Below are 21,920 nucleotides of genomic sequence, written 5' to 3'. Positions count from 1 at the left end.
GGCGCAGATTTCGCGGCGGGGGCCTTGCCTTCTCTGGAGTGGGCGTTCTACGGTTCCGTGTAGTGACTGCTACAGAGATGCCGGTCACGTCTCCACCTGCGCCCTACCTAAGGAACTGACGCCGATGACCGTCCTGGACGAGATCCGCCGGCTGGAGCCGGAGTTTCGGGCCGAGGAGGACCTCTCGGCCGAGCAGCGCACGCTGACCGGCCGGGCCTTCACGCACATGCGGGAGACCGGCCTCATGCGCGGCCTCCAGCCCAAGCGCTGGGGCGGCGCCGAACTGTCGCTGCGCGAGCACCTCGCCGGCGTCTACGAACTCGGCCGGATCGCGCCGTCGGCGGGCTGGGTGGCCGGGGTCATGGGGTCGCACCCCTGGCAGATCGCGCTCTTCCCCGAGGAGACCCAGGCCGAGGTCTGGGAGGCCGACCCGGACTGGAACGCCTCCTCGTCCTACGCCCCGACCGGCAAGATCGAGCCGGTGGACGGCGGCTACCGGGTGTCCGGCCGCTGGTCGTTCTCGTCCGGCTGCGACCACGCCCAGGGCGTGATCCTCGGCGGGTTCGCCGGGAAGGTCGAGGCCGCGCCGGGCGTCGAGGTGCCGAACTACGGGTCCGCGCTGCTGCACCGCGACCAGTACGCCATCGAGGACACCTGGCACGTCCGCGGCTCGCGCGGCACCGGCAGCAAGGACATCGTCGTCGCGGACGCGTTCATCCCGGCGCGCCGCTTCCTGTCCAGCCCGCTCTACGAGTACAACCCGGACCGCCCCGCGCCCGGCATGGAGACCAACCCGTCCGCGCTCTACAAGGTGCCGTGGGCGGTCATGTTCAACCTGGTCCTCGTCGCGCCGATGCTGGGGCTCGCCCGCCGCGTCCTGGACGACTGGACGGCCGACACCGCCGTCCGCAAGGCGAACTGGGGCGGCACCTACGCCGACGACCCGCTGATGCAGATGCACCTGGCCGAGGCCGAATGGGTGCACGACGCGGCCGTCATGAAGATGTACGACGCGATCGACACGATCACCGAGGCCGCCGAGGCCGGCGTGTTCCTCGACAAGCGGCAGCGGGCCCGGCTGCGCTGGAACATCACCAAGGGCTGCCAGGAGACCGGCTTCGCCATCAACCGGCTGATGCGGGTCGCGTCCGGCCGCACGGTCTTCGTCGACCACCCGCTGCACCGCCTCTACCAGGACGTCATCGCCGAACTCGGCCACGCGTTCCTCGTCTCCGACGGCGTCGGCCAGTACTACGGCGCCGCGCTCCTCGACTCGTCCGCACCGGAGGTCATGCTTTGATTTCGCAACTCGCCTACCTGGGGATCGCGTCGCCGAAGGCCGAGGAGTGGCGCGACTATGCCACCCGGCTGCTCGGGGCGGTCGTCGCCGATGACGGGCCGGACGGCGCCGTCCGGGTCAAGGTCGACGACAAGGGCTACCGGATCGCCGTCCACCCGGCCGAGCAGGACGAACTCCGGTACGTCGGCTGGGACTGCGGCAACGAGACCGGACTGCGTGCCTACGTCGCGGAGCTGCGCGGCAAGGGCGTCGAGGTGCACGAGGGCGGCGCCGACGAGGTCAAGGAGCGCCAGGTCGCCGAGCTGTACTGGTTCGCCGACCCGTTCGGCAACCGGCACGAGCTGGTCTGGGGCCAGTTCTCGCAGCCGAACTCGTTCTTCCCCGGACGTCCCATGCGCGGCCGGTTCGTCACCGGCGACCTCGGCCTCGGGCACGTCGTGCTCATCGTCCCCGACCTGGAGCGGGCCAACGCGTTCTACGCCGACACGCTCGGGTTCCGGCTGTCGGACCGGGTGAAGAGCGACATCTTCAACCTGCGCTTCTACCACTGCAACGGCCGCCACCACTCGCTCGCCGTCGCCGAGATCCCCGGCATGACCGGCATCAACCACCTGATGCTGGAGGTCGAGTCGTTCGACGACCTCGGCAGCGCGATCGACCTGTTCACGGCCGACCCGGAGCGGGAGATCCTGCTGTCGCTCGGGCGGCACACCAACGACCTGATGACGTCCATCTACGTCCAGACGCCGTCCTCGATGCAGATCGAGTACGGGCACGGCGGCATCACCGTGGACGACCTGACCTGGGTCGCGGGCAACCACGACCTGCCGTCCATTTGGGGGCACCACCGCTCCCAGGCGTACCTGGACGGGCCGCCCGGGATCTTCCGCACGGTCGCCGGGGAGGGCGCCGAATGACCGCCGAGATCCGCGTCGAGGACATCGCGATCGGCGGCGGAAGGCACCTGCGCGTCAACCAGACCGGTACGCCCGGCGCGCCCGCGCTGCTGTTCCTGCACGGTTCCGGACCGGGCGTGACCGCCGCGTCCAACTGGCGGGAGGTCATCGAGGGGCTCGGCGACACCTACCACTGCATCGCCCCGGACATCCTCGGGTTCGGCGACTCCAGCCACCCGGACCCGCAGCCGCAGGGCTTCAAGGCGCAGGCCGAGGTCCGCATCGACGCGCTGTTCCAGCTCGTGGACGCCCTCGGCCTGGAGAAGGTCGTGCTCGTCGGCAACTCGATGGGCGGCATGTACTCGCTGCGCATCGCCCAGCTCCGGCCCGACCTCGTCGCCGGGATCGTGCTGATGGGCTCCGGCGGCATGCCCGGCCTGGAACCGACCCCCGAGCTGATCAAGCTGATCACCTACTTCGACGACCCGACCGTCGAGGCGATGGCGGACCTGCTGATCCAGTTCGTCCACGACAAGAGCGCATTCGGCGACACGGTCGAGAAGGTCGCGGCCGAGCGGATGCCGATGGTCCGGCGGCCCTCGATCGAGGCGGGGCACCGGGCCATGTTCGGTCCCGAGATGCTCTCCTTCACGCCCGAGGACCTCGCGAAGATCGACAAGCCGACCCTCGTCGTGCACGGCCGCCAGGACGTCATCGTGCCGATCGAATGCAGCTACTACCTGGCCGACCACCTGCCGCAGGCGGACCTCTACGTCATCGACGAGTGCGGCCACTGGACCCAGATCGAGCAGGCCGCGCGCTTCCAGTCGGTCGTGCGGACCTTCGTCGGCAGCGGTCTCTGACATGACATCCCAGGACGGAACCACCACCATGAGCATGATCGAGAAGGCGCGGGCCGCCGCGGACGCGCTCGCCGCCGCGGACGCGCCGAGCGCCGAGCAGGGGCGCCTCACCCCCGAGGCGGTCGCGGCGCTCGACGGGATCGGGGTGCTGCGCTCGCTCCAGCCCGCGCGCTGGGGCGGCGGCGAGGCCCACCTCGCCGAGTACGCCGAGACGGTGATCGAGATCGGCCGGGCGTCCGCGTCCGCCGGCTGGGTCGCCTCCGTCGTCGGCGTCCACCCGTGGCAGATCGCCCTCTTCCCCGAGGAGACGCAGGAGGAGATCTGGGGCGCCGACCCGGCGCGCAAGATCGCCTCGTCCTACACCCCGACGGGCAAGATCGAGAAGGTGCCGGGCGGGTACCGGGTGTCCGGGCGCTGGAGTTTCTCCTCCGGCAGCGGCATCTGCTCCGGCGTCATCCTCGGCGGCATCGCCGGAACCCGCGAGGTGAACGGCACCGAGTACCCCGACTTCACCTCGGTGATCCTGGACGAGGGCGACTACCGGATCGAGCAGACCTGGAACGTCGCGGGCCTGCGCGGCACCGGCTCCGACGACATCGTGGTGGACGGCGTCTTCGTCCCCGAGCACCGCGGCCAGTCGCACGTCCACTACACGCACGGCCTCGGCAGCCCGCTGCCCGGCCAGGAGCGCAACGACGGGCCGCTGTACCGGACGCCGTGGGCGGTCGTCTTCAACCTGATCATCACGGCGGGGGCGCTCGGCGCCTCCCTCGGCTTCTATGACCAGTGGGTCACCGAGACGCGGGGCCGCCGCACCAACTACGGCCAGCTGCTCCGCGAGGAGCCGGTCGTGCAGAACCACCTCGCCGAGGCGGCCTGGCAGCTCGACGCCGCCGTCCTCAAGGTGAAGCGGACGGCCACCGAGCTGATGGAGCACGCCGAGCGCGGCGAGGTCCCGTCCCTGGAGCAGCGCGCCTTCTGGCGCTGGGACGTCGCCCGGTCGGCGAACGCGGCGGTCGACACCGTCCAGGCGCTGATGCGCGTCTCCTCGGGCCGCTCGGCCTTCGTCGACCACCCGCTCCAGACGAAGTTCCAGGACGCCGTCGCGGCCGGCAGCCACGCCTTCCTCTTCGACGACCCCCTTGCCAAGGCCTGGGGCGGCCGCCATCTCGGCGCCGAGAAGCTCGCGGCGGTGCATCTGTGATCACCTCGTCTGACGTCGCCGTCAAGGTGCGGGGCGGGGAGCTGACGTTCCGGTTGCACGAGACCGGGGAGCGCGGGGCGGAGGCCGTGCTGTTCCTGCACGGCTCCGGTCCCGGCGCGACCGGGCTGTCGAACTGGGAGCGGATCATCGCCGACCTCGGCGACCGGTACTGGTGCCTCGCCCCCGACCAGATCGGGTTCGGCGACTCCTCGCACCCGCTCGACGCCCCGCGCGGGATGGGCCCGTTCAACGAGCTGCGCGCCGAGGCGCTGCTGGCCCTGGTGGACGAGCTGGGCCTGCGGAAGGTCCACCTGATCGGCAACTCGATGGGCGGGCAGCTCGCCCTCCTGATGGCGCTGGCCCGGCCGGAGCCGGTCGGCAAGATCCTGCTGATGGGCAGCGGCGGCGCACCGGACATGCCGGTCAGCCCGGGCCTCAAGCACCTCCGCGAGTTCTACGCGAGCCCCAGCGCGGAGTCGTTGAAGGGCCTGCTCAGCGAGTTCGTCTACGACCTCGAACCCATGCGCGGCACCGTCGACCGGGTCGTGGCCGAGCGCATGGCGTACGTGCACCGGGAGGACGTCCGGCGCTCGCACGAGGCGTCCTTCGACCCGGCCGGGACGCGCCGCTTCTTCACCCCCGAGGACCTCGCGGCCGTCACCCACGACGTGCTGTGCGTCCACGGCCGCGACGACCGGATCATCCCGGTCGCCGCCAGCAGGTACTTCGCCGACCACCTCCCGAACGCAAACCTGTACGTCATCGCGCGGTGCGGCCACTGGACGCAGATCGAGCACCCCGAAACCTTCGAGCGGCTCCTGGTGGGCCTGATCGACGGCCGGATATAAGGACGTACATGCGCATCGCCAACCACGCCGGCCGGGCCGTGCTCGTCCTGTCCGGCGGCAAGGGCGCCGACATCGCGACCGCCTCCGGCGGCCGCTTCGGCCCCGACCCGCAGAGCGTCTACGACGACTGGGACGCGTTCACGTCCTGGGCCGCGTCCGCCACCCCGACCCCCGACATCGAACTCGACCGGGCCCTTCTCGAATCACCCTCACCCACACCGTCCCAGGTCGTCGCGATCGGGCTGAACTACGCCGACCACGCGGCGGAGACCGGCTTCGAGCCCCCGAAGGACCTGCCGCCGGTCTTCACGAAGTTCGCCTCGTCCATCACCGGCCCCTACGGCGAGATCGCCCTGCCGGACGGCGGCCACACCGACTGGGAGGTCGAGGTCGTCGCCGTCATCGGCACGACGGCCCACAAGGTCTCCCCCGCCGAAGCCTGGGACCACGTCGCCGGCCTCACGATCGGCCAGGACCTCTCCGAGCGGATCCTCCAGTTCGTCGGCCAGGCCCCGCAGTTCGGCTTCGCCAAGTCCTACCCGGGGTTCGCGCCGATCGGCCCCTGGCTCGTGACGCCCGAGGAGTTCCCCGACCGCGACGACCTCGCGCTCGGCTGCTCGATCGACGGCGAGACGGTCCAGGACGGACGCACGGCCAAGCTGATCTTCTCGATCCCGCGCACGATCGCGAAGCTGTCGGAGGTCATCACCCTGCGCCCCGGCGACGTCATCTTCACCGGCACCCCGGACGGCGTCGGCCTCGGCCGCACCCCCCAGCGCTTCCTCCAGCCCGGCGAGACCCTCCGCACCTGGGTGGAGGGCATCGGCGAGATGGAGCACACCTTCCGCTAAGCCGCCCTGAACGCAAGCCCCCGGGACTGAACTCCGTCCGTCCCGGGGCTTCGCCGTCCATGCGGGGCAAAGAGACCGGCCTCAAGACCTGTCGCCCGCTATTCGTTAACCTCGCCGGATCAGGCCGGATTGTGGTTTTCCGGAAGGAAGAGCGGTTCCTGCGCCGCGCGACGGTAACGGACGTGCCTGCTCTTGACGCTGCTTCCGACGATCTCCACGGCGCCCTCATCACGCATGATCTTCAACCATCGGCGCACAGTCTGGTCGCTCAGTGAGGTCCGTGCGACCAACTCGGCACGTGACAGGACCTCGGCGCCAAGGGCGTTGAGCAGTTCAGGACGGCGGTCGGCCCGCGGGGACCCCGGTCTCGCCGCCGCGCGTTTCCCTGCGAGTCGGTATCTGGCCCAGCGACGCGTTCCCGTCTGTGCGATGAGCTCACGGGCGACGAGGTCTTGAAGCTCACTGGTGGCCACGCGGGAGTCGACGCCGGTGGCGTTGCGGTAGGCACGGTTGTCGATCGCCTGCTCCTCGCGCAGGAGAGAGAGGGCGATGCATTGGCTGTCGGTCAGCCCTCGCTCACCCAGACTGTGAATCCAGTCGACGGTCTCCTCGCTCAACAGCGTGTGGTTGGGGAAGGTGACGAGGAACGACGAGATCTTGTCGGTGAACTGCGGAGGGCTCATACCGGCGGCCAGCAGCGCTTCCACCATGGCTCTGATGCCCGAGCCGCGGTTCTCGCAGACGGTGCGGGTCTCGCCTGGGAGCGGCACATCTTCGAGAAGCTTGATGAGAGTGGCGTTACGGGCCGAGGAAATGCCCTCCTCACCGAGGCTGTCTACCGTGACAGGTCCGAACAGACCACCGGGACTGCGGATCGCCAGCCGGTCGGGATACATCTCGACCTGTACCTGCGTACCCCGGGCGGCGCCTGACAGATCACGATGAGCCAGAGCGTTGACGACCGCTTCGCGCAAGGCGGTCTCGGGGTACTCCCAGACATCCTGCCGCCCGGCGCCGGTGATGATCGCCCGGCGGGACATGTTCCGGCGGATGACCGCCAATGTGTCCCTGACCATGACGGGGATCGGCCCTTCCAGCGTCACGTTGTCCAGGAACCTGTCCCCGGATCCGGGACCGCCGTCGGTGGGGTAGTGAACGAAGGTGACCATCAGCTGGGGGAAGTGCTCCTGCGGATAGGCGCCGAGCGCGAGCAGACCCGCCAGCGACACCACGTCGCCGCCATCGTCCCCGGGGACCAGCACCTTGGCTCGGCGCAGCACCGCCATGCGGTCCAGATCTTTGAACGCGAACGGCCTGCTGGTTTTCAGGCGAGCCACCAACGCGTCAACACTGACGGCATCGAGTTGATCCAGCTCTACGCCGTGCACGGCCTGTTCGTCCTCGCGGGGCTGCCCGCGCGACGACAGCATGACCTGAACCTCATAGGTCGAGAGCCGGCGATCGCCGTCGCTCACCCTGATGTAGCTGCCCTTGGTGATGCCGGCGCCGCGCGAGTGGCACGGTTTCTGCGCGGGGTCGATCTCGGAGACCTCCGCAACCAGGACCTGAGCCCCTTCGAAGGTGTGAATCCTGATGAGCGGCCGGAGCGGGGGCTCCATGTCCTCCGAGCACATGGCGCCGAGGTCTGCCGCCATCTTCGCCGGATTCGGCAGTCCTGATGCGCCGAACCCCTGGGCTTCGTCCAGCCCGAGGATGATGACGCCGCCTTGTGTGTTGGCGAACGCCGAGAGAGTCTCGCGCAACGACTTGGGCAGGCCGCCCTGAGCCTTCTTCACCTCGACGTCGGCGATGTCCGCACCAATGACACGAAGGTTGCTGACGATCTCGGCAAGTTCTCCGTCAAGCATCCCGTCTCCTCAGACCACGACCATGCCAACTAGCATGATAGTTAGCAAGGTTGTGAGCAGGAGCAAAGTCCGAGGATGTTACAGCCACCACCTGGGCACCTGCAGCCAGGCGCGCACATCGCGGTGATCGCGGTGTCGACGTTACCCGCTGCGTTGGGCACGGAGGGGGGTGCGGAGTTAGCGCTCGGTTGTTGCGACGGAGGCTTTCATTTGTTTCGTTAGAAGAGGTCCCAGAAGTCGGTGCGCTTCCGCATTTCCTCCGCGGTCTCTTCCAGGATCACCTTGCCGGAGCGCATGACGTAGGCGCGGTCGGCGACCTGCAGGGCCTGCTTGACGTTCTGTTCCAGCAGGAGGATGCCGAGGCCCTCGTCGTCGGCGAGGGAGCGGAGGAGTTCGAACATCGTCTCCACGACGGACGGGGCCAGGCCGAGGGACGGTTCGTCGAGGAGGAGCAGCTTGGGGCGGGCCATCAGGGCCATGCCCAGGCTCACCATGCGCTGCTGGCCGCCCGACATCGAACCGGCCGGTTGTTCGGCGCGCTCGTCCAGGATCGGGAACAGGTCCTTGACGGTCTTGAGCCGTTCCCCGGTGTCGGTCCCCGATGGTGCGTTGGCGGCGCCCAGCAGGAGGTTGTCGTGCACCGAGAGGTCGGGGAACACGAACCGTTCTGAGGGGATCATCGCGACGCCCGCGGTCACGGCCTTGCGCACTGGGCGGCGGGTGGTGTCGCTTCCCGCGATCCGGACCGTCCCGGAGCGGGGGGGGACGGCGCCGAGCACCGACCTGATCGTGGTCGTCTTCCCGGCGCGGTTGTGGCCCATCAGGGTCACGATCTCGCCCTCGTCGACGCGGAGGCCGACGCCGTGGAGCACCTCCTTGCGGCCGTAGCCGGCGACCAGGTCGCTCACTTCGAGCAGCGTCATGTGCGTCCTTCCTTACTGGGCGCCGAAGTACGCCTCGGCGAGCCGGGCCGAGCCGGTCAACTCGGCGAGCGTGCCGGACGCGGTGATCTCGCCGAGCTCCATGAAGTAGGTGTGGTCCGACAGTTCGCGCACCACGTCGAGGTTGTGCTCGACCAGGCAGACGGTGCGGCCCTCGTCCCGGACTGCGGCGACCATGGACAGCATCGTCTCGACCCAGGTCGCGTCGACGCCGGAGGCCGGTTCGTCCAGCAGGAGGACGTCGGCCCCGGTGGCCAGGGCTCGTGCCAGGGAGACCAGCTTCGACTGACCGTAGGAGAGGGCATCGGCCGGTGTGGCGGCCTGGTCGGCCATGCCGACGAAGTCGAGCCACTCCATGGCCTGGGCGGCGACGTCGTGGTCCGCGCGGGAGATGGCGCGGCCGGGCACGAAGAGGCGGGCCGGCCGCTCCCCCGGCTGACCGGGCACGGCCAGCATGACGTTCTCCAGGCACGTCAGGCGGCCGAGCAGCCGGACGTCCTGGAACGTGCGCACCAGCCCGGCGCGGACGACGAGGTCCGGGCGCATCCCGACGAGTTCGGCGCCGTTCAGCGTCACCGAGCCGGTGTCCGGGGCGACCGTGCCGGTGAGCAGGTTGAACGCGGTCGTCTTGCCGGCGCCGTTCGGGCCGACGAGCGCCGTGATCGTGCCGCGCCGCAGTTCGAGGTCGATGTTCTGGGCGGCCACGATGCCGCCGAACCGCTTGGACAGGCCCTCCGCACGGAGCACCACCTCGGCCTCGTCGTACGGCGCGCGGTCGGGACGCGGCGCGGCCTTCGCCCGCGGCCCGGCGCCGGGTGCGACGACTTTCCGGGAGCGCTCGGGGAACAGCCCCTGCGGCCGGACGATCATGACGGCCACCAGCAGCACCCCGTACAGCACCACCTGCAGCAGCGTCGCCTGGGTGCTCTGCACGCCGAGGACCTCGCGCAGCAGCGGCTCGATCATCGTCAGCGCGACGCCCGCCACGACCGAGCCGACCAGGTTGGCGTTGCCGCCGACGATGACCATCGCGAACACCGCCATCGCGAGCGGGAACCCGAACGCCGACGGGGTCGCCTGGCCGAGCCAGCCCGAGTACACGCCGCCGATCAGCCCGGCCAGCCCGCTGGTGACCGCGAAGATGCCGATCTTGTAGCCGAAGGTGTTCTTGCCCAGCGCCCGCGTCGCCACGGCGTCCTCCCGGATGCCCTTCAGCACCCGGCCGTAGGGGGATTCGCCGAGGCGCCGGCAGACGGCGAAGACGAGCACGAGCACCGCCGCCGACGGGACCAGCCAGTCGGACGGGGTCGTCAGCTCCGCGCCGAACAGCCGCAGGCCGTCCACGCCGGTGATGCCCATGACGCCGCCGAGCGAGTCGAACGTCGCGAAGGTGCCGATGATCCCCAGCGAGAACGCCAGCGTCATCAGGATGAGGAACTCCTCGGCGAGCCCCAGCGCGATCAGCCCGATCAGCACGCCGAACGCGGTCGCGACGAGTACGGCGACGCCGAGCGAGGCGAGGTAGGGCCAGTCGTGCACCCCGGCGAGGAAGCAGACGGTGTAGCCGCCGACGCCCGCGAACGCGGCGTGCGCGACGGAGACCTGCCCGGCGTAGCCGACGAGCAGGTTGACGCTGACGGCGAGCGCGGCGAGCAGCAGCGCCTGGTCGAGATAGTTGATCCACATGGCGTCAGGCCCTCCGCGGCGACACGAGGGGAAGGCGGCTCTTCCCCGCGAGGAACGCGAGGTAGCCGGTGAGGACGATGAACACGGCGGTCTGCGTCCACTGCAGCGACAGCCAGCTCGACGCCCACTGCTCGATCAGCCCGAGGCCGATGCCCACCGGAAGGGCGCGCAGCGGGGACGAGCGGGTGCCCGCCAGGAAGGCCACCACGAATCCGTAGATGACCGTCGAGTCGCCCATGGTCGGCTGGACGGTGTAGAGCAGCCCGTACCAGAGCCCGCACGCGCCGGAGATGAGCCCGGCGGCGGCGAAGCAGACGAGGTTGACCCGCCGGACGCTGATCCCGAGCACGGCGGCGAGGCCCGGATTGCTGCGGACCGCCTTGACCGACCGTCCGATCGGGGTGAACGCCAGGAACACGGCGAGCCCGGCGACGAGGAGCAGGCAGGTCGCGGCCTGCTCGATGTCGAAGCCGGAGACCCGCACCGGGCCGAGGTCGTACCGCTGCGGCTGCGGCCCGTAGAACGGCAGGCTGCTCGTCCCGAACTCGAGCTGGAGCAGCGCGATGCCCGCCGTGCTGACGCCGATCGACGTCACCAGCACGGCGAGCATGGCCCGGTCGGCGGCGCGCCGCGCGACGGGCTCGTAGACGCCCAGCTCCAGCAGCATGCTGACGGCGACCGCCGTGGCGAGGCCGATGAGCGCGGACGGCCAGAACGGCGCGCCGAGACCGTCCATCGCCCAGAAGGCCGCGTACGGGGCGACGGTGTAGGTGAGCGCGTAGGCGAAGTGGAACCGGGTCGTGACCCCGATGACGAGGGCGAGCCCGGCGCCGAGCGCGGCGTAGAAGGAGCCCCGGACGAGGCCGTTGACGGTCAGCTGCCAGAGCTCGCCGCCCAGCAGGTCGTGCATGGAGCCTCCGGAGAGGAAGGGGGACGGCCGCCGCCGCGGCCGTCCCCTCGGACGGGACGGGTCAGGGGGCGAGGCGGAACTCCCGGCCGCCGACGTTGTAGGTGGCGAGCGCCTTGACCTTGCCGTCCTTGTACTCGAAGACCCCCATCGGGCGGCTCGCGACACCGTGCGTCTTCAGGTCGATCTCGAGGCTGCCGACCGTGGTGGCGTCGCCGCCGTAGACCGAGGCGAACTTCGGGTCCTTCTCCAGCGCGGCCTTCAGCTGCGCGCTGTCGGACGGGTTCCCGCCGGCGGCGACGACGCGGCGGATGAGGTCCCAGATCATCAGGGTCTCCTCGTAGGCGTTCGCGGCGTAGAAGTCCGCCGGCGCCCCGTACGCCTTCTCGTACGCCTCGGCGAACAGCTTCGCGAGGGGGTTGGGCGGCGCGGACGCGTCGAAGTAGTCCATCGCGAACGTGAACCCGTCGGAGTCGAGGACGCCCTTGGACGCCTTGACCGCGTCCTGGGTGAACTCGATGCCGAGCAGCTCGCTCTTGATCCCGGCGCTCTCGGCCTGGGCGGCGAACGCACCGGGCGCCGCGCCGCCGAACGCGACCCACAGCAGGTCGGGCTCGTTGTCCTTGACCTTCGCGATCATGCTCGCGTAGTCCTGCGAGCTGGGCGAGACGGTCTCCCACAGGCCGTTGAAGGTCAGGCCGGCGGCTTCGATCTTCGCCTTCATGTCCGCCTGGATGGCGGCGTTCAGCGGGCCGAGGTCGACGCCGACGAGCCCGACCGTCCGTCCTTCGGGGTGGGCCTTCTTGAACCACTCCAGGGCGCCGGGCGCCGCGTCGGACGGCGCGACCTCGCGGGTGCCGTAGAAGTACTGCGTGCCCTTGGTGAAGACCTGGGCGCCGCCGACGCCGTCCAGGCTGAGGATCTTGCTCTTGTCGGTGTCGGCGAGCATCGCGCCGAGCCCGTCCCCCATCGAGGTGATCTTCGCGGGGACGCCCTCGGCGGCCAGCTCGGACGCGGCCTGCTTGGCGGCGACGGGGTCGGGGCCCTTGATGTCCTTCACGCTCAGCTCGATCGACGGGCCGCCGGCCGCCTTGATCTGCTCGGCGGCCAGCTCGATGGCGTTGCGCATCGACTCGCCGTTCCCGGCGGACGGGCCGGACAGGGTGAGCGCGGCGCCGAGCTTGAACGCGACGTCGCCGCCGAGGCCCGCGCCGTCCGTGAGGCCGAGGACCTTGACCAGGTCGGCGGCCTGGGTCTTGGCGTCCGCGGCGCTGACGCCCGCGTCGCCGGACCCGCAGGCCGTGAGCGTCGCCGCCGCCGCCAGCGCGGCCAGGGCGGGGGCGAGCAGCCGCCGCCGGCGGAGAGCACTGCGTGGAGTGGGCATTCTCTTCTCCGTTTCGCCGACCAACGCCGAGGCGCCCGGCAGGAATCGTGCACGCTCTATCGATCCGTCGATCCGTATCGATCGCTACACTTACTGGAGCGATCACTACAGGGACGTGCGGCGACCGTACCCATGATGTGATGGGCGGCACAACCCCCCGCCGGGGCCGAGTTTCCGAAGGCCAGAGGAGCGAGAGCAGATGCGCAAGACCGCGCGGCGCCACCAGCAGGGCGAGGAGTCGAGGTTGCGGATCCTGGAGGCGACCCTCGCGATCGCCGCCGAGCGCGGCTACGACGGCACCTCGATCGCGCTGGTCACGGAGGCGACCGGGCTGCCGGCCAGCTCGGTCTACTGGCACTTCCGCAACAAGGACGAACTGCTCGCCGAGACCCTGGAGTTCAGCTACCGGCGCTGGCGGGAGACCGCCCCCACCTGGCAGGACCGGGTCGGGATCGCCGACCCGGCCGAGGAGATCCGCGACCGGCTGCACCGCGCCTCGCGGGCCATCACCGAGCGTCCGGAGTTCTGGCGCCTCGGCCTCATGCTCGGGCTCGCCAACCGTCCGAAGGAGCCCGCCGCCCGGCGCCGCTACATCGAGGTCCGCGCCGAGACCCGCACCGCGATCCGGGACTGGTGGGAGCAGGTGCTCCCCGCCGGCGCCCCCGGCGCGGACCGGGTCGCCGACCGGCTGTCCCGGTTCCACCTCGCCGTGATGGACGGGCTCTACATCGGCGTCCACTCGAGCCGCGACTGGGACCTGGACCGCCTCGTCGACCTGATCGCCGACGGCGTCCACGCCCAGGCCCTGGCCTGGCTCGCCGACGCGGCATGATGAGGGCCATGCCGACGCCCCCCCGCCCCGCCGACGACCGGGAGATCTCCCGCGACCGCATCCTCAAGGCCGCCGCCGAGATCGCCTCGGAGTGCGGCTACGAGGGCACCACGATCTCGCGGGTGACCAAGCGGTCCGGGCTGCCGGCCAGCTCGGTCTACTGGTTCTTCCGGGACAAGGACCACCTCATGGCCGAGGTCGTCCGGCACAGCTTCGAGCAGTGGATCGCCGCCCAGCCGCGCTGGGAGCGCGACCCGCGCGACGAGCGCCCGCTGGCCGAGGGCCTGCGCGCGATCCTGTCCCGCTCGGTGCGCACCCTGCGCGACGCGCCCGACTTCCTGCGCATCGGCCACATGCTGCTGCTGGAGTCCCGCGAGGTGGAGGCGGAGGCGCGCCGCTACTTCCTCGCCACCCGCGACTCCGTCTCGAACACCATCGCGGCCTGGTTCACCTCGCACTTCGACACCGAACTGCGGGCCCGCCGCCCCGAACTCGCGATGGACCTGGCCCGCATCGTCGTGGCCTCCACCGACGGGCTCTTCCTGGCGCACCAGATCAACGACGACGACTGGGATCCCGACGACTTCGTCGCGGTCGTCGTGACGGTCGTCGAGCAGGCGGTCGCCGCCGCCTGAGCGCGGATTCGGTCAACCGGACGGTTGCCACACCGGACTTCTGATGGCAATCTCTGTAGCGATCGCTACAGGGAGGAGTTCCGGCATGAGCCTGACAGCCCACGGGACGGACGTCATCGATCCCGCCCGCTTCCGCCAGGTCCTCGGCCACTACCCGACGGGTGTCGTCGTGGTCACCGCGCTCGACCCGGCCGGCACGGCCATCGGCATGACGGTCGGCTCGTTCACCTCGGTCTCGCTCGACCCGCCGCTCGTGGCCTTCCTGCCCGACAAGGGCTCCAGCTCATGGCGCGCGCTGCGCGAGTCGGGCGAGCGGTTCTGCGTGAACGTCCTGTCCGCCGCGCAGGAGGACGTCTGCCGTGCCGTCGCGATGCGCAAGACGGACAAGTTCCACGACATCGGCTGGCACCCGTCCCCGGCCGGCAACCCGGTCATCGACGGCGCGGTCGCCTGGATCGACTGCGTCACCGAGCAGCTCCACGACGCCGGAGACCACCACATCGTCGTCGGCCGCGTCCAGAACCTGCAGGTGAGCGAGGGCGAACCCCCGCTCCTGTTCCACCAGGGCGCCTACGGCACCTTCACCCCGCACTAGCCCGCGGACGTCCGCGGACCTTGCGCCGCGCCCCGGTCAGGCGATCCAGCCATCGGCGCGGGCCTGCTCCAGGGCTTGGTCGGCCTCGCGGCTGTCGAGCATCTCAAGGCCGCGCACGGCCCAGAACCGCAACGACTCGTCGAGGCTCTCCAACTGGCCGCGGAACACCTCCAGCGCCTTCGGGGACCGGGCCTCGGCCACCAGCTCCAGGAGCCAGCACCGGAGTTCCCGGTCCTGCTCCGCGGTGAACTCCCCGACCAACTCCTCGACATACGCATCGGCGTGCTCGCGCAGGAAGTCGAACGCGCTCTCCCGAACCCCCGGATCCTTCTCCCGCATGGACTGCATGGCCAGATCGAACCGCCGCCGCGACATACCGCCGACCTTACGGCCATCCTCCGACGATCAGGAGGTCCAGACCTGCTCGGCGGTGTGCTGGATGAGGCGTACCGAGTCCGCGGGTGTGAGGCTCCCTTGCGCGAGCCAGTCGAAGACGCGCCGGTGCTCATAGGTGACGGTCTCGTCCTGGACGAGGCTCAACGGGTGGCTTTCGCTGTGCACGACGGCCGGGAAGGTCACCTCGAAAGAGGGCGCGAACTCCAGGAGCGTGAACGCATGGAGGGCCGCGCTGTGATCGGCGGTCAAAGGCAGGACCCGCAATTTCATATTGGGCAGGTCCGCAAGCTCCACGAGCCGCCCCAGTTGCCGGCGCATGATCGCGGCGTCGCCGACCCGGTGCAGGAGTACGGCCTCGTCCAAGATCACCGACAGGTGCAGTGAGCGTGGAGCCCGCAGGAGTTCCTGGCGTTTCATGCGCACCTGGAGATCGCGTTCGATGACCGTCGGAGGCGCGGGGACGATCTCCGCCCAGCCGGTGATCATGCAGCGCGCGTAATCCGCCGTTTGCAGCAGGCCCGGCACCACCTGCGCCTCGTAGGCGAGTGCGGTGTCGGCCTCGTCCTCCAGCGCGCAGTAGGCGGCCTGGTCGTTCGGCAAGCCCGGGTAGTGGGTCCACCAGCCGGGTGCGGCCGCCTCGCGCGCCAGGGCGAGCAACTCGGTCAGCGCGTGCTCCTCGACCTGGTAGAGCCGGAGCATGCGCTTGATGTCGGATTCCCGCACCCCGATCCGCGCCGTCTCGATACGGGAGACCTTGGACGCGGACCAGCGCAGCCGCCGCCCCACCGTCTCAGTGCTGAGTCCGCCGTCCTCGCGCAGGCGCCGGAGTGCCACGCCGAGGCGTCGCCGGCGCACGGACGGAGCTTGAGATGTCGGCACGGCCCACTCTTCCCCAAGGGCGGCCAGGAATGGCGACGACCACCTGGCGACGGGATCTTGAATTGCTCGACAACCGATCAGCTTGTCCCAACATGCAACCAACAGTGCATGTTGCACCGCAGATATTACCTCAAAACTCGGACAAGTCGCGCGAGAATTCCAAGAACGGCGTGTCACCGCAGGGATAGATTCCCATGAGAGACCTGGTGCATCAAGCCGTGCATGGTGCACGGACGGCATGGAACGGGCATATTGAGTGCAAGGGGAGTAGGTCGCCGAGGGTCCACGGCCCGAGGCGAAGCACAGCGTCCGGTGCCCGTGATCGCGATGGTGCGATATCGGGCCATGCCACCTCGGCGGTGGCGGCCTCTGCATCGTGGACGACTCGTCCGCCGACTGGGGATGGGAGGACCAACCTTGCCCCTCTGCGGCCCCCTTCACCGGAGCATCCTGGCGCTCGACCTGGAGAGCTCGTCGACCCGCACCGATCTGGTCAAAGTCGAGCTGAGGAATCAGCTCTACCTGCTACTGCACCGGGCGATGCGCGCGGCCGGCATCGACGAGCGGTTCTGCGAGCCCATCGAGGACCGCGGTGACGGGGTCCTCGTCCTCGTCCGGCCGACGGACGAGGTGCCCAGGTCACGCCTGCTGGACCCGTTCATCCCCGTATTGGCGGGCCTGCTGATGGACTACAACGCCGCACTGCCTCTCGCCGACCGTCCGGCGCACCGGCTGCGCATGCGCGCGGTCGTCCACGCCGGCGATCTGCTCCGGGACGACCACGGGCCGTTCGGCGCGGAGATCGACGCGGCGTTCCGGCTGCTCGACTCCGACGCCGTGCGCTCGGCCCTGCGGAACACGAACGGGCCTCTCGCCCTGGTCGTGTCCCAGCAGATCTACGAGGCGATCGTCATCCACGGATATTCCGGCCTGTGCCCGCAGTCGTACCGGCGCGCGGTAGAGGTCAACGTCTGCGGGCTGACCCGCTACGGCTGGATCCACATACCCGATGCCGGTGAAGCCGGGCCGCTCGCCGATCTGCAGATCCTGGCCAAAACCCAATAATTGCCCATGATTCACTAAATAATCGACCATAATCCCGAGGTGGCATCGGAACCCGCCCGCGCGGGTCCGAGACCATTCACCGAACGTGTCCACGCTCTCACCCATGGCGACATAGGGTGGGGGCGTGGCGACGTTTAACCACGTCAGACGAGGTAAGGGATCCCCCATGATCATGGGTGCCGGCGAAACCGATCCGCCGAAAGCGCATACTCGCCACACCGGTCCACTTCCGGAGCGGGACGGGTGGCGCAAAAGCAGGTTCTGCGGGGCGAACACCGGCTGCCTCGAGGTGAGTCCGATGGGCGCCGGATTGACCGGTGTCCGCGACAGTGTCCTCGACCAGTCGAGCCCGGTCATCATTCTCGACCGGGACGTGCTGGTCGGCTTCCTCGGACGCATCAAGGCGGGGCAGCTCGACCTGAAATAGAACTGAACGCCCTTACTGGTGAGAGTTTCAAAGCCCCGGAAGTCCGCTGATGCGGGCTTCCGGGGCTTTGTGTGGGAGCGGGGTGGGGGTCAGTGGAAGTTGACGTCGCTGCAGATGTAGTAGGACTGGTCCATGTGGGAGGCCTGCCAGATCGTGAAGACCACGTGGCGGCCGGTGCGGCCGGGGGCCGAGACGTTGCTGATCACGTAGTTGTTGCTGGGGGCGTAGCGGCCGGTTCGGCGGACCAGTTCCAGGTCGCTCCAGCGCAGCGGCTGGGTGAGGGCGTCGTAGCCCTGGCGGGTCACGTAGACGAGGAAGTAGTCGGCGCCGTGGCTGGCCTGGTCGTACAGGTTCACCGAGAAGGTGGTGCCGATGTCGGTGGTCTTCCAGGGGCCGACCGCGTCCATGGAGCGGTAGCGGCCGCCTTCGGTCTGGCCGCCGCTGCACAGCTGGCCGTCGGGCAGCGCGGCCTGGTAGTCGCCGCCGACGCCGTTGCGGTAGAGGCCGTTCCAGTTCCACATGGCGTTGGGATTGTCCTGCCACGCCTGCCAGCACATCGGGTCTTCCTGCTGCATGGCGGGGTTCTGGAAGTCGTCGCCCCAGCGGTCCCAGCAGCCGTAGTTGCGGGAGGCCGGGTCGATGACCGAGCCGTGGGCGGACGCGGTGCCCGTCCACACGACCGGCAGGAGCGCCGTCGTGAGGAGCAGGGTGAGGGCGCGGCGTGCTCGTCGCATCGCGCGTTCTCCGTTCCGGTAGCGGGGGATGCCGGACTGGAAGCGCTTCCAGGGCGAGGTTAACCCGAGACGCGACGGCCCGTCATGCCGGCTGTGAAAGCTTTCACGGGTCGGTCAGCGGAGGTTCGTCCACAGGCGGGAGAGAAGGGGGGAGAAGTCGCGGGCGTCCATGCCCGCCTTCGCGAGACCGCCGCGGCGTACCTCGCGCGGCGCTGACGTCAGGCCGCGTCGCTGAGGCGGTTGCTGAACCGGCGGAGCATCCCGGTCTGCGACGTCTCGGGGATCAGCCGCCCGATCACCGGCGGGATGCGCAGGTTGGCCGGGTTGCGCTTGGCCATCCGCGAGACCAGGGAGATGTGCGGATAGCGGGCCTTCTCGTAGGCGCGCAGCCGGGCCGCCGGGTCGGCGCCGCCCCCGGCGAGTTCGCGGCCGAGGACCCAGGCGTCCTCGAAGGTCTGGTTCGCGCCCTGCCCGAGGGTGGGCGGCATGGTGTGGGCGGCGTCGCCGAGCAGGGTGACGCGCCCCTCGCCCCACACCTTGCGGACCTTGTTCCAGTGGTGGCCGAAGAACTCGATGTCGTCGTCGGTGGCGGCGGCGAGCACCTCGGAGACGGGTGCGGCCCAGTTCGCGAAGCGGCGCCGCAGTTCGGCCAGCGGCGAGGCCGGCCGCGGGTCGGACGGCGACCAGCGCATGTCGAACCACCACTGGAGCAGGCCACCCCCGGCGGGCATGAGCCCGCACGCGCCCTCCCGTCCGGTGATCATGAGGTGCAGGTGGGTGTCGGTGATCTCGATGTCGATCGGGCTGAGCCCCTGCCAGGTGCCGAAGGCGGCGGGCTGGACGGCGCCGTCGCCCCACAGGTGCCGCCGCACGACGGAGTGGTGGCCGTCCGCACCGATCAACAGGTCCCCGGTGGCGGTCGACCCGTCCTCGAAGGTGACCGTGACCTTGTCGGCGTCCTGGGTCAGGCTCCGCGCGGCCATGCCGTACTGGACGAGGTCGTCCGGCAGTCCCTCGGCGAGGCGCGCCGTCAGCTGCGGCCGCGGGATCGCCTTGGTCTCGAACCCGTACCGGGCGGCCGCGTCGGCGATGTTCTGGCCCATGCGGCGCCGGCCGTCCGAGGCGAGCGCGTCGATCCGGTCGATGCGGTTGCCGATGCCGTCCAGGCCGACGCCGATGTCCTTCAGGATGGCGTTGCCGTTGCTCCAGACGAGCAGCGCCTTGCCGCTCGTGCGCCGGGCCGGGGCCTGCTCGAACACCCGCACCCGGTGCCCGGATGAGAGCAGCACCCGCGCGACGGCGAGACCGCCCACTCCTGCCCCGATGACCAGGACCTCCATGACACCTCCACATCGAAGTATCTTCGCTTTGGAGATACATCGTACGGGAGTAGATTGACGGGGTGGCAGCGACCCACCCCGAAGACGTCTTCCGCGAGTTCACGATCGCGCTCCTCCTGCACAACGAGGCGGTCGCCGACCGGCTCGGCCTCCAGCCGGTCGACGTCGCCGCGCTGCTTCTGCTGGAGATGCGCGGCCCGCTCGCGGTGGGGGCGATCGCGGACGAGCTCGGCCTGCCGTCCGCCTCGACGACCCGGCTGGTCGACCGGCTGGAGAAGGCCGGCTACGCGCGCCGGGTCCGCGACGAGCACGACCGCCGCAAGGTCGGCGTGGAACCGCTCGAAGGCGGGCTGGACGACTACAACGCCGCCTGCGCGGGCACCCGGCGCCATCTGGACGCGGCCGGCGCGTCCTTCCCTCCGGAGCACGCGGCGTTGTTCCTGGAGACGTTCGCCCGCATCGCCGAGGCGTACCGGGCGGCGGCCAGGGAGCTACGCGAGCCCGCTTCCTGAGACCGACGCCGTGGCCGGGGTGAGGCGGCCGTCGGTCATCTCGTAGACGCGGTCGGCGGCGGCCAGTTGGGCGCGGTCGTGGGTGACCATGACGGTCGCCACGCGGGCGTCGCGGGTCAGGTCGGCCAAGAGCTTCACGATCTGCTCGCCTCGGTGGTGGTCGAGGGCGCTCGTGGGCTCGTCGACCAGGAGGACCTGCGGGTCGTTCATCAACGCGCGGGCGATGTTCACGCGCTGGCGTTCGCCGCCCGAGAGCTGGTGCGGGCGCTTGTGCTCCATGCCGGTCAGGCCGACTGCGGCGAGCAGGTCGCGGGCGCGGCCGGCGGCGTTCCGGCGTCCCGACATGTGCGCCATCACCGTGAGCTGGTCGAGCGCGGTGAGGGACGGCAGCAGGTTCGGCTGCTGGAACACGATGCCGATGTGGTCGCGGCGCAGGCGGGTGCGTTCGGACGGGCCGAGGCCGGTCACGTCCCGGCCCGCGATCTCGACGGTGCCCGAGACCGGCGGGATCAGCGTCGCCGCGACGGCGAGCAGGCTCGACTTCCCGGAACCGGACGGGCCGGCGACCGCCGCGAACTCGCCCGGCGCGACGCGCAGGGTGACGCGGTCGAGGGCGGTCAGCGTCCGGTCGCCGTCGGGGTAGGTCAGGACGGCGTCGGCCAGGTGCAGGCTCATCGTGCGGCTCCCAGGGCGGTGAGGGGGTCGACGGAAGTGATCTTGCGGATGGCGAGCGCGGCCCCGGCGGCACCGAGGACGATCATGACCGCGACCGGGGCGGCCGTGGTGGCGGCCGACACGACGAACGGCACCGCGCCGCCGAGGGCGAGGCCCGCGGCCGCGCCGATCGCGCCGCCGAGGCCCGCGCCGGCGAGCAGGACCAGGACCGCCTGGGCGAGCGCGTCGCGCAGCAGGTAGCCGGTGCTCGCGCCGAGCGCCTTGAGGACGGCGACGTCCGCGCGGCGCTGGATCGTCCAGACGGTGAAGAACGCGCCGATGACCAGCGCCGAGATCGCGAACAGGAACCCGCGCATGAGCTGCAGCGACCCGTTCTCCGCCGAGTACGACGGGATCTTGGACACGGCGTCGCCCGGGGTCAGGGCGGTCGTCCCGAGGCGCCGGTCGGCGGCGCCGAGGTCCGGGTCGCCGGTGACGTGCAGCAGCAGGACGGACGAACCCTGCGGGTCGGCGGCCTTCCAGTCGTCCATCCGCAGCCAGGCGACCGGGCTGTGGCTGTAGGACGCGGCGCCGCCGACGCCCGCGACGGTGAAGGAGCGTCCGGCGATCTCCGCCGTGTCGCCCGGCTTGAGCCCAGTGTCCCGGGCGAGGTCGCGGGAGAGGGTGACCTGGCCCGGCGGGGGCGCATCCCTGCCTACGTCCACGCCGAAGAGGGCGACCGGAGTGCCCTCCCCCATGCGGTTCATGCCGATGCCGAGCGGTTCGGCCCGTACGCCGGGGACGTCCTGCCAACCCTGGAGCGTCCGCTGGTCGATGCGGCTGGTCGTGAACGAGTCGCCGCTCAGCACGACCCGGTCGGCGGGCAGGTTCGCGATGGCCGAGCCGCTGTCGCGCGCCAGCCCCTCGGTGAGCCCGGACAGCATCGTCACGAGCAGGGTGATGAGCAGCACGACCGCTCCCATCAGCGCGAACCGCCCCTTGGCGAAGCGCAGGTCCCGTAGCGCCACGAACACCGTGAATCCCCCGTCCACCTCGGTTCCAGTGCCTCCAGCCTCGCGGGACGGACAAGGGCGCACATCGTG

The 21,920-nt window shown here is 70.3% G+C and carries 23 protein-coding genes; 12 read left to right on the top strand and 11 right to left on the bottom strand.

Annotated features, from left to right (window positions below):
- Positions 1-124 precede the first annotated feature (124 nt).
- From E1284_RS09580 to E1284_RS09555, 6 genes are read left to right on the top strand one after another with little or no spacing between them, the layout of a single operon-like run.
- Positions 125-1,300 carry an acyl-CoA dehydrogenase family protein gene (locus E1284_RS09580; protein WP_131938660.1) on the top strand — a complete coding sequence of 392 codons (1,176 nt, stop codon included), beginning with the start codon at positions 125-127 and terminating at the stop codon, positions 1,298-1,300.
- Entirely contained in the window at positions 1,297-2,217 is a 921-nt protein-coding gene (locus E1284_RS09575; RefSeq protein ID WP_131938659.1) for a VOC family protein, read from the top strand. The genes E1284_RS09580 and E1284_RS09575 overlap by 4 nt, the downstream gene beginning before the upstream one ends.
- Positions 2,214-3,059, top strand: a complete 846-nt coding sequence (locus E1284_RS09570; RefSeq protein WP_131938658.1) for an alpha/beta fold hydrolase — start codon at positions 2,214-2,216, stop codon at positions 3,057-3,059. Before E1284_RS09575 ends, E1284_RS09570 begins: the two co-directional genes overlap by 4 nt.
- A 28-nt stretch (positions 3,060-3,087) precedes the next feature.
- Positions 3,088-4,263 (top strand): acyl-CoA dehydrogenase family protein, encoded by a 1,176-nt coding sequence (locus tag E1284_RS09565; protein ID WP_131938657.1) that lies wholly within the window; start codon positions 3,088-3,090, stop codon positions 4,261-4,263.
- Positions 4,260-5,111, top strand: coding sequence for an alpha/beta fold hydrolase (locus tag E1284_RS09560; protein WP_165965193.1), 852 nt, complete (start codon positions 4,260-4,262; stop codon positions 5,109-5,111). The genes E1284_RS09565 and E1284_RS09560 overlap by 4 nt, the downstream gene beginning before the upstream one ends.
- 8 nt (positions 5,112-5,119) lie before the next feature.
- A complete protein-coding gene (locus tag E1284_RS09555; protein ID WP_131938656.1) occupies positions 5,120-5,962 on the top strand; it encodes a fumarylacetoacetate hydrolase family protein in 843 nt (280 codons plus the stop codon).
- A gap of 119 nt (positions 5,963-6,081) precedes the next feature.
- On the opposite strand, the gene E1284_RS09550 is transcribed toward E1284_RS09555, so the two are convergent.
- From E1284_RS09550 to E1284_RS09530, 5 genes are all read right to left on the bottom strand, one after another.
- Entirely contained in the window at positions 6,082-7,830 is a 1,749-nt protein-coding gene (locus E1284_RS09550) for an ATP-binding protein (RefSeq protein WP_131938655.1), read from the bottom strand.
- 218 nt (positions 7,831-8,048) lie between these two features.
- Positions 8,049-8,753, bottom strand: coding sequence for an ABC transporter ATP-binding protein (locus E1284_RS09545; RefSeq protein WP_131938654.1), 705 nt, complete (start codon positions 8,751-8,753; stop codon positions 8,049-8,051).
- A 12-nt stretch (positions 8,754-8,765) separates the two neighbouring features.
- A complete protein-coding gene (locus E1284_RS09540) occupies positions 8,766-10,457 on the bottom strand; it encodes a branched-chain amino acid ABC transporter ATP-binding protein/permease (RefSeq protein WP_131938653.1) in 1,692 nt (563 codons plus the stop codon).
- A gap of 4 nt (positions 10,458-10,461) precedes the next feature.
- Positions 10,462-11,367, bottom strand: coding sequence for a branched-chain amino acid ABC transporter permease (locus tag E1284_RS09535; protein WP_131938652.1), 906 nt, complete (start codon positions 11,365-11,367; stop codon positions 10,462-10,464).
- 61 nt (positions 11,368-11,428) lie between these two features.
- A complete protein-coding gene (locus E1284_RS09530) occupies positions 11,429-12,748 on the bottom strand; it encodes an ABC transporter substrate-binding protein (RefSeq protein WP_131938651.1) in 1,320 nt (439 codons plus the stop codon).
- A 199-nt stretch (positions 12,749-12,947) separates the two neighbouring features.
- On the opposite strand from E1284_RS09530, the gene E1284_RS09525 reads away from it, so the two are divergent.
- From E1284_RS09525 to E1284_RS09515, 3 genes are all read left to right on the top strand, one after another.
- Positions 12,948-13,580: a TetR/AcrR family transcriptional regulator gene (locus tag E1284_RS09525; RefSeq protein ID WP_131938650.1), complete on the top strand. Its 633-nt coding sequence runs from the start codon at positions 12,948-12,950 to the stop codon at positions 13,578-13,580.
- Between the two features lie 8 nt (positions 13,581-13,588).
- A complete protein-coding gene (locus E1284_RS09520) occupies positions 13,589-14,215 on the top strand; it encodes a TetR/AcrR family transcriptional regulator (RefSeq protein ID WP_207923658.1) in 627 nt (208 codons plus the stop codon).
- A gap of 85 nt (positions 14,216-14,300) precedes the next feature.
- The gene (locus E1284_RS09515) at positions 14,301-14,810 is read left to right on the top strand and encodes a flavin reductase family protein (protein ID WP_131938648.1); all 510 of its coding nucleotides are present in this window, start codon (positions 14,301-14,303) and stop codon (positions 14,808-14,810) included.
- Between the two features lie 36 nt (positions 14,811-14,846).
- Here E1284_RS09515 and E1284_RS09510 read toward each other — a convergent pair whose 3' ends face one another.
- Both E1284_RS09510 and E1284_RS09505 read right to left on the bottom strand, forming a co-directional pair.
- Positions 14,847-15,185, bottom strand: a complete 339-nt coding sequence (locus E1284_RS09510) for a HEAT repeat domain-containing protein (protein ID WP_131938647.1) — start codon at positions 15,183-15,185, stop codon at positions 14,847-14,849.
- A 30-nt stretch (positions 15,186-15,215) separates the two neighbouring features.
- A complete protein-coding gene (locus tag E1284_RS09505) occupies positions 15,216-16,061 on the bottom strand; it encodes a helix-turn-helix domain-containing protein (protein ID WP_243714365.1) in 846 nt (281 codons plus the stop codon).
- Positions 16,062-16,502: 441 nt separating this feature from the next.
- On the opposite strand from E1284_RS09505, the gene E1284_RS09500 reads away from it, so the two are divergent.
- A complete protein-coding gene (locus E1284_RS09500) occupies positions 16,503-17,150 on the top strand; it encodes a hypothetical protein (RefSeq protein ID WP_131938645.1) in 648 nt (215 codons plus the stop codon).
- Between the two features lie 166 nt (positions 17,151-17,316).
- A complete protein-coding gene (locus E1284_RS09495) occupies positions 17,317-17,577 on the top strand; it encodes a DUF397 domain-containing protein (protein WP_131938644.1) in 261 nt (86 codons plus the stop codon).
- A gap of 89 nt (positions 17,578-17,666) precedes the next feature.
- Here E1284_RS09495 and E1284_RS09490 read toward each other — a convergent pair whose 3' ends face one another.
- Together E1284_RS09490 and E1284_RS09485 are read right to left on the bottom strand one after the other, a co-directional pair.
- The gene (locus E1284_RS09490; RefSeq protein ID WP_131938643.1) at positions 17,667-18,311 is read right to left on the bottom strand and encodes a lytic polysaccharide monooxygenase auxiliary activity family 9 protein; all 645 of its coding nucleotides are present in this window, start codon (positions 18,309-18,311) and stop codon (positions 17,667-17,669) included.
- A 218-nt stretch (positions 18,312-18,529) separates the two neighbouring features.
- Positions 18,530-19,651: an FAD-dependent oxidoreductase gene (locus E1284_RS09485; protein WP_131938642.1), complete on the bottom strand. Its 1,122-nt coding sequence runs from the start codon at positions 19,649-19,651 to the stop codon at positions 18,530-18,532.
- A gap of 62 nt (positions 19,652-19,713) precedes the next feature.
- Here E1284_RS09485 and E1284_RS09480 point away from each other — a divergent pair, with 62 nt between their 5' ends.
- On the top strand, positions 19,714-20,163 hold the full coding sequence (locus E1284_RS09480; RefSeq protein ID WP_165965192.1) for a MarR family winged helix-turn-helix transcriptional regulator: 450 nt from the start codon (positions 19,714-19,716) through the stop codon (positions 20,161-20,163).
- Here E1284_RS09480 and E1284_RS09475 read toward each other — a convergent pair.
- Positions 20,143-20,838, bottom strand: a complete 696-nt coding sequence (locus tag E1284_RS09475; protein ID WP_131938640.1) for an ABC transporter ATP-binding protein — start codon at positions 20,836-20,838, stop codon at positions 20,143-20,145. The two genes, E1284_RS09480 and E1284_RS09475, sit on opposite strands and share 21 nt — an antisense overlap.
- On the bottom strand, positions 20,835-21,869 hold the full coding sequence (locus E1284_RS09470) for an FtsX-like permease family protein (RefSeq protein WP_341770384.1): 1,035 nt from the start codon (positions 21,867-21,869) through the stop codon (positions 20,835-20,837). Before E1284_RS09470 ends, E1284_RS09475 begins: the two co-directional genes overlap by 4 nt.
- Between the last annotated feature and the right edge of the window lie 51 nt (positions 21,870-21,920).

Source organism: Actinomadura bangladeshensis (assembly GCF_004348335.1).
In the GTDB taxonomy this organism is placed as follows: domain Bacteria; phylum Actinomycetota; class Actinomycetes; order Streptosporangiales; family Streptosporangiaceae; genus Spirillospora; species Spirillospora bangladeshensis.
The sequence above is the reverse complement of the archived record's forward strand: the minus strand, read 5'-3'. Positions and strand labels throughout refer to the sequence as shown.

Excerpts from the sequence above, each read along its gene's own strand:
- E1284_RS09580 (WP_131938660.1), top strand. The coding sequence starts at position 125 with ATGACCGTCCTGGACGAGATCCGCCGGCTGGAGCCGGAGTTTCGGGCC.
- E1284_RS09570 (WP_131938658.1), top strand. The coding sequence starts at position 2,214 with ATGACCGCCGAGATCCGCGTCGAGGACATCGCGATCGGCGGCGGAAGG.
- E1284_RS09565 (WP_131938657.1), top strand. The coding sequence starts at position 3,088 with ATGAGCATGATCGAGAAGGCGCGGGCCGCCGCGGACGCGCTCGCCGCC.
- E1284_RS09555 (WP_131938656.1), top strand. The coding sequence starts at position 5,120 with ATGCGCATCGCCAACCACGCCGGCCGGGCCGTGCTCGTCCTGTCCGGC.
- E1284_RS09550 (WP_131938655.1), bottom strand. The coding sequence starts at position 7,830 with ATGCTTGACGGAGAACTTGCCGAGATCGTCAGCAACCTTCGTGTCATT.
- E1284_RS09545 (WP_131938654.1), bottom strand. The coding sequence starts at position 8,753 with ATGACGCTGCTCGAAGTGAGCGACCTGGTCGCCGGCTACGGCCGCAAG.
- E1284_RS09540 (WP_131938653.1), bottom strand. The coding sequence starts at position 10,457 with ATGTGGATCAACTATCTCGACCAGGCGCTGCTGCTCGCCGCGCTCGCC.
- E1284_RS09535 (WP_131938652.1), bottom strand. The coding sequence starts at position 11,367 with ATGCACGACCTGCTGGGCGGCGAGCTCTGGCAGCTGACCGTCAACGGC.
- E1284_RS09530 (WP_131938651.1), bottom strand. The coding sequence starts at position 12,748 with ATGCCCACTCCACGCAGTGCTCTCCGCCGGCGGCGGCTGCTCGCCCCC.
- E1284_RS09525 (WP_131938650.1), top strand. The coding sequence starts at position 12,948 with ATGCGCAAGACCGCGCGGCGCCACCAGCAGGGCGAGGAGTCGAGGTTG.
- E1284_RS09520 (WP_207923658.1), top strand. The coding sequence starts at position 13,589 with ATGCCGACGCCCCCCCGCCCCGCCGACGACCGGGAGATCTCCCGCGAC.
- E1284_RS09515 (WP_131938648.1), top strand. The coding sequence starts at position 14,301 with ATGAGCCTGACAGCCCACGGGACGGACGTCATCGATCCCGCCCGCTTC.
- E1284_RS09510 (WP_131938647.1), bottom strand. The coding sequence starts at position 15,185 with ATGTCGCGGCGGCGGTTCGATCTGGCCATGCAGTCCATGCGGGAGAAG.
- E1284_RS09495 (WP_131938644.1), top strand. The coding sequence starts at position 17,317 with ATGATCATGGGTGCCGGCGAAACCGATCCGCCGAAAGCGCATACTCGC.
- E1284_RS09490 (WP_131938643.1), bottom strand. The coding sequence starts at position 18,311 with ATGCGACGAGCACGCCGCGCCCTCACCCTGCTCCTCACGACGGCGCTC.
- E1284_RS09485 (WP_131938642.1), bottom strand. The coding sequence starts at position 19,651 with ATGGAGGTCCTGGTCATCGGGGCAGGAGTGGGCGGTCTCGCCGTCGCG.
- E1284_RS09475 (WP_131938640.1), bottom strand. The coding sequence starts at position 20,838 with ATGAGCCTGCACCTGGCCGACGCCGTCCTGACCTACCCCGACGGCGAC.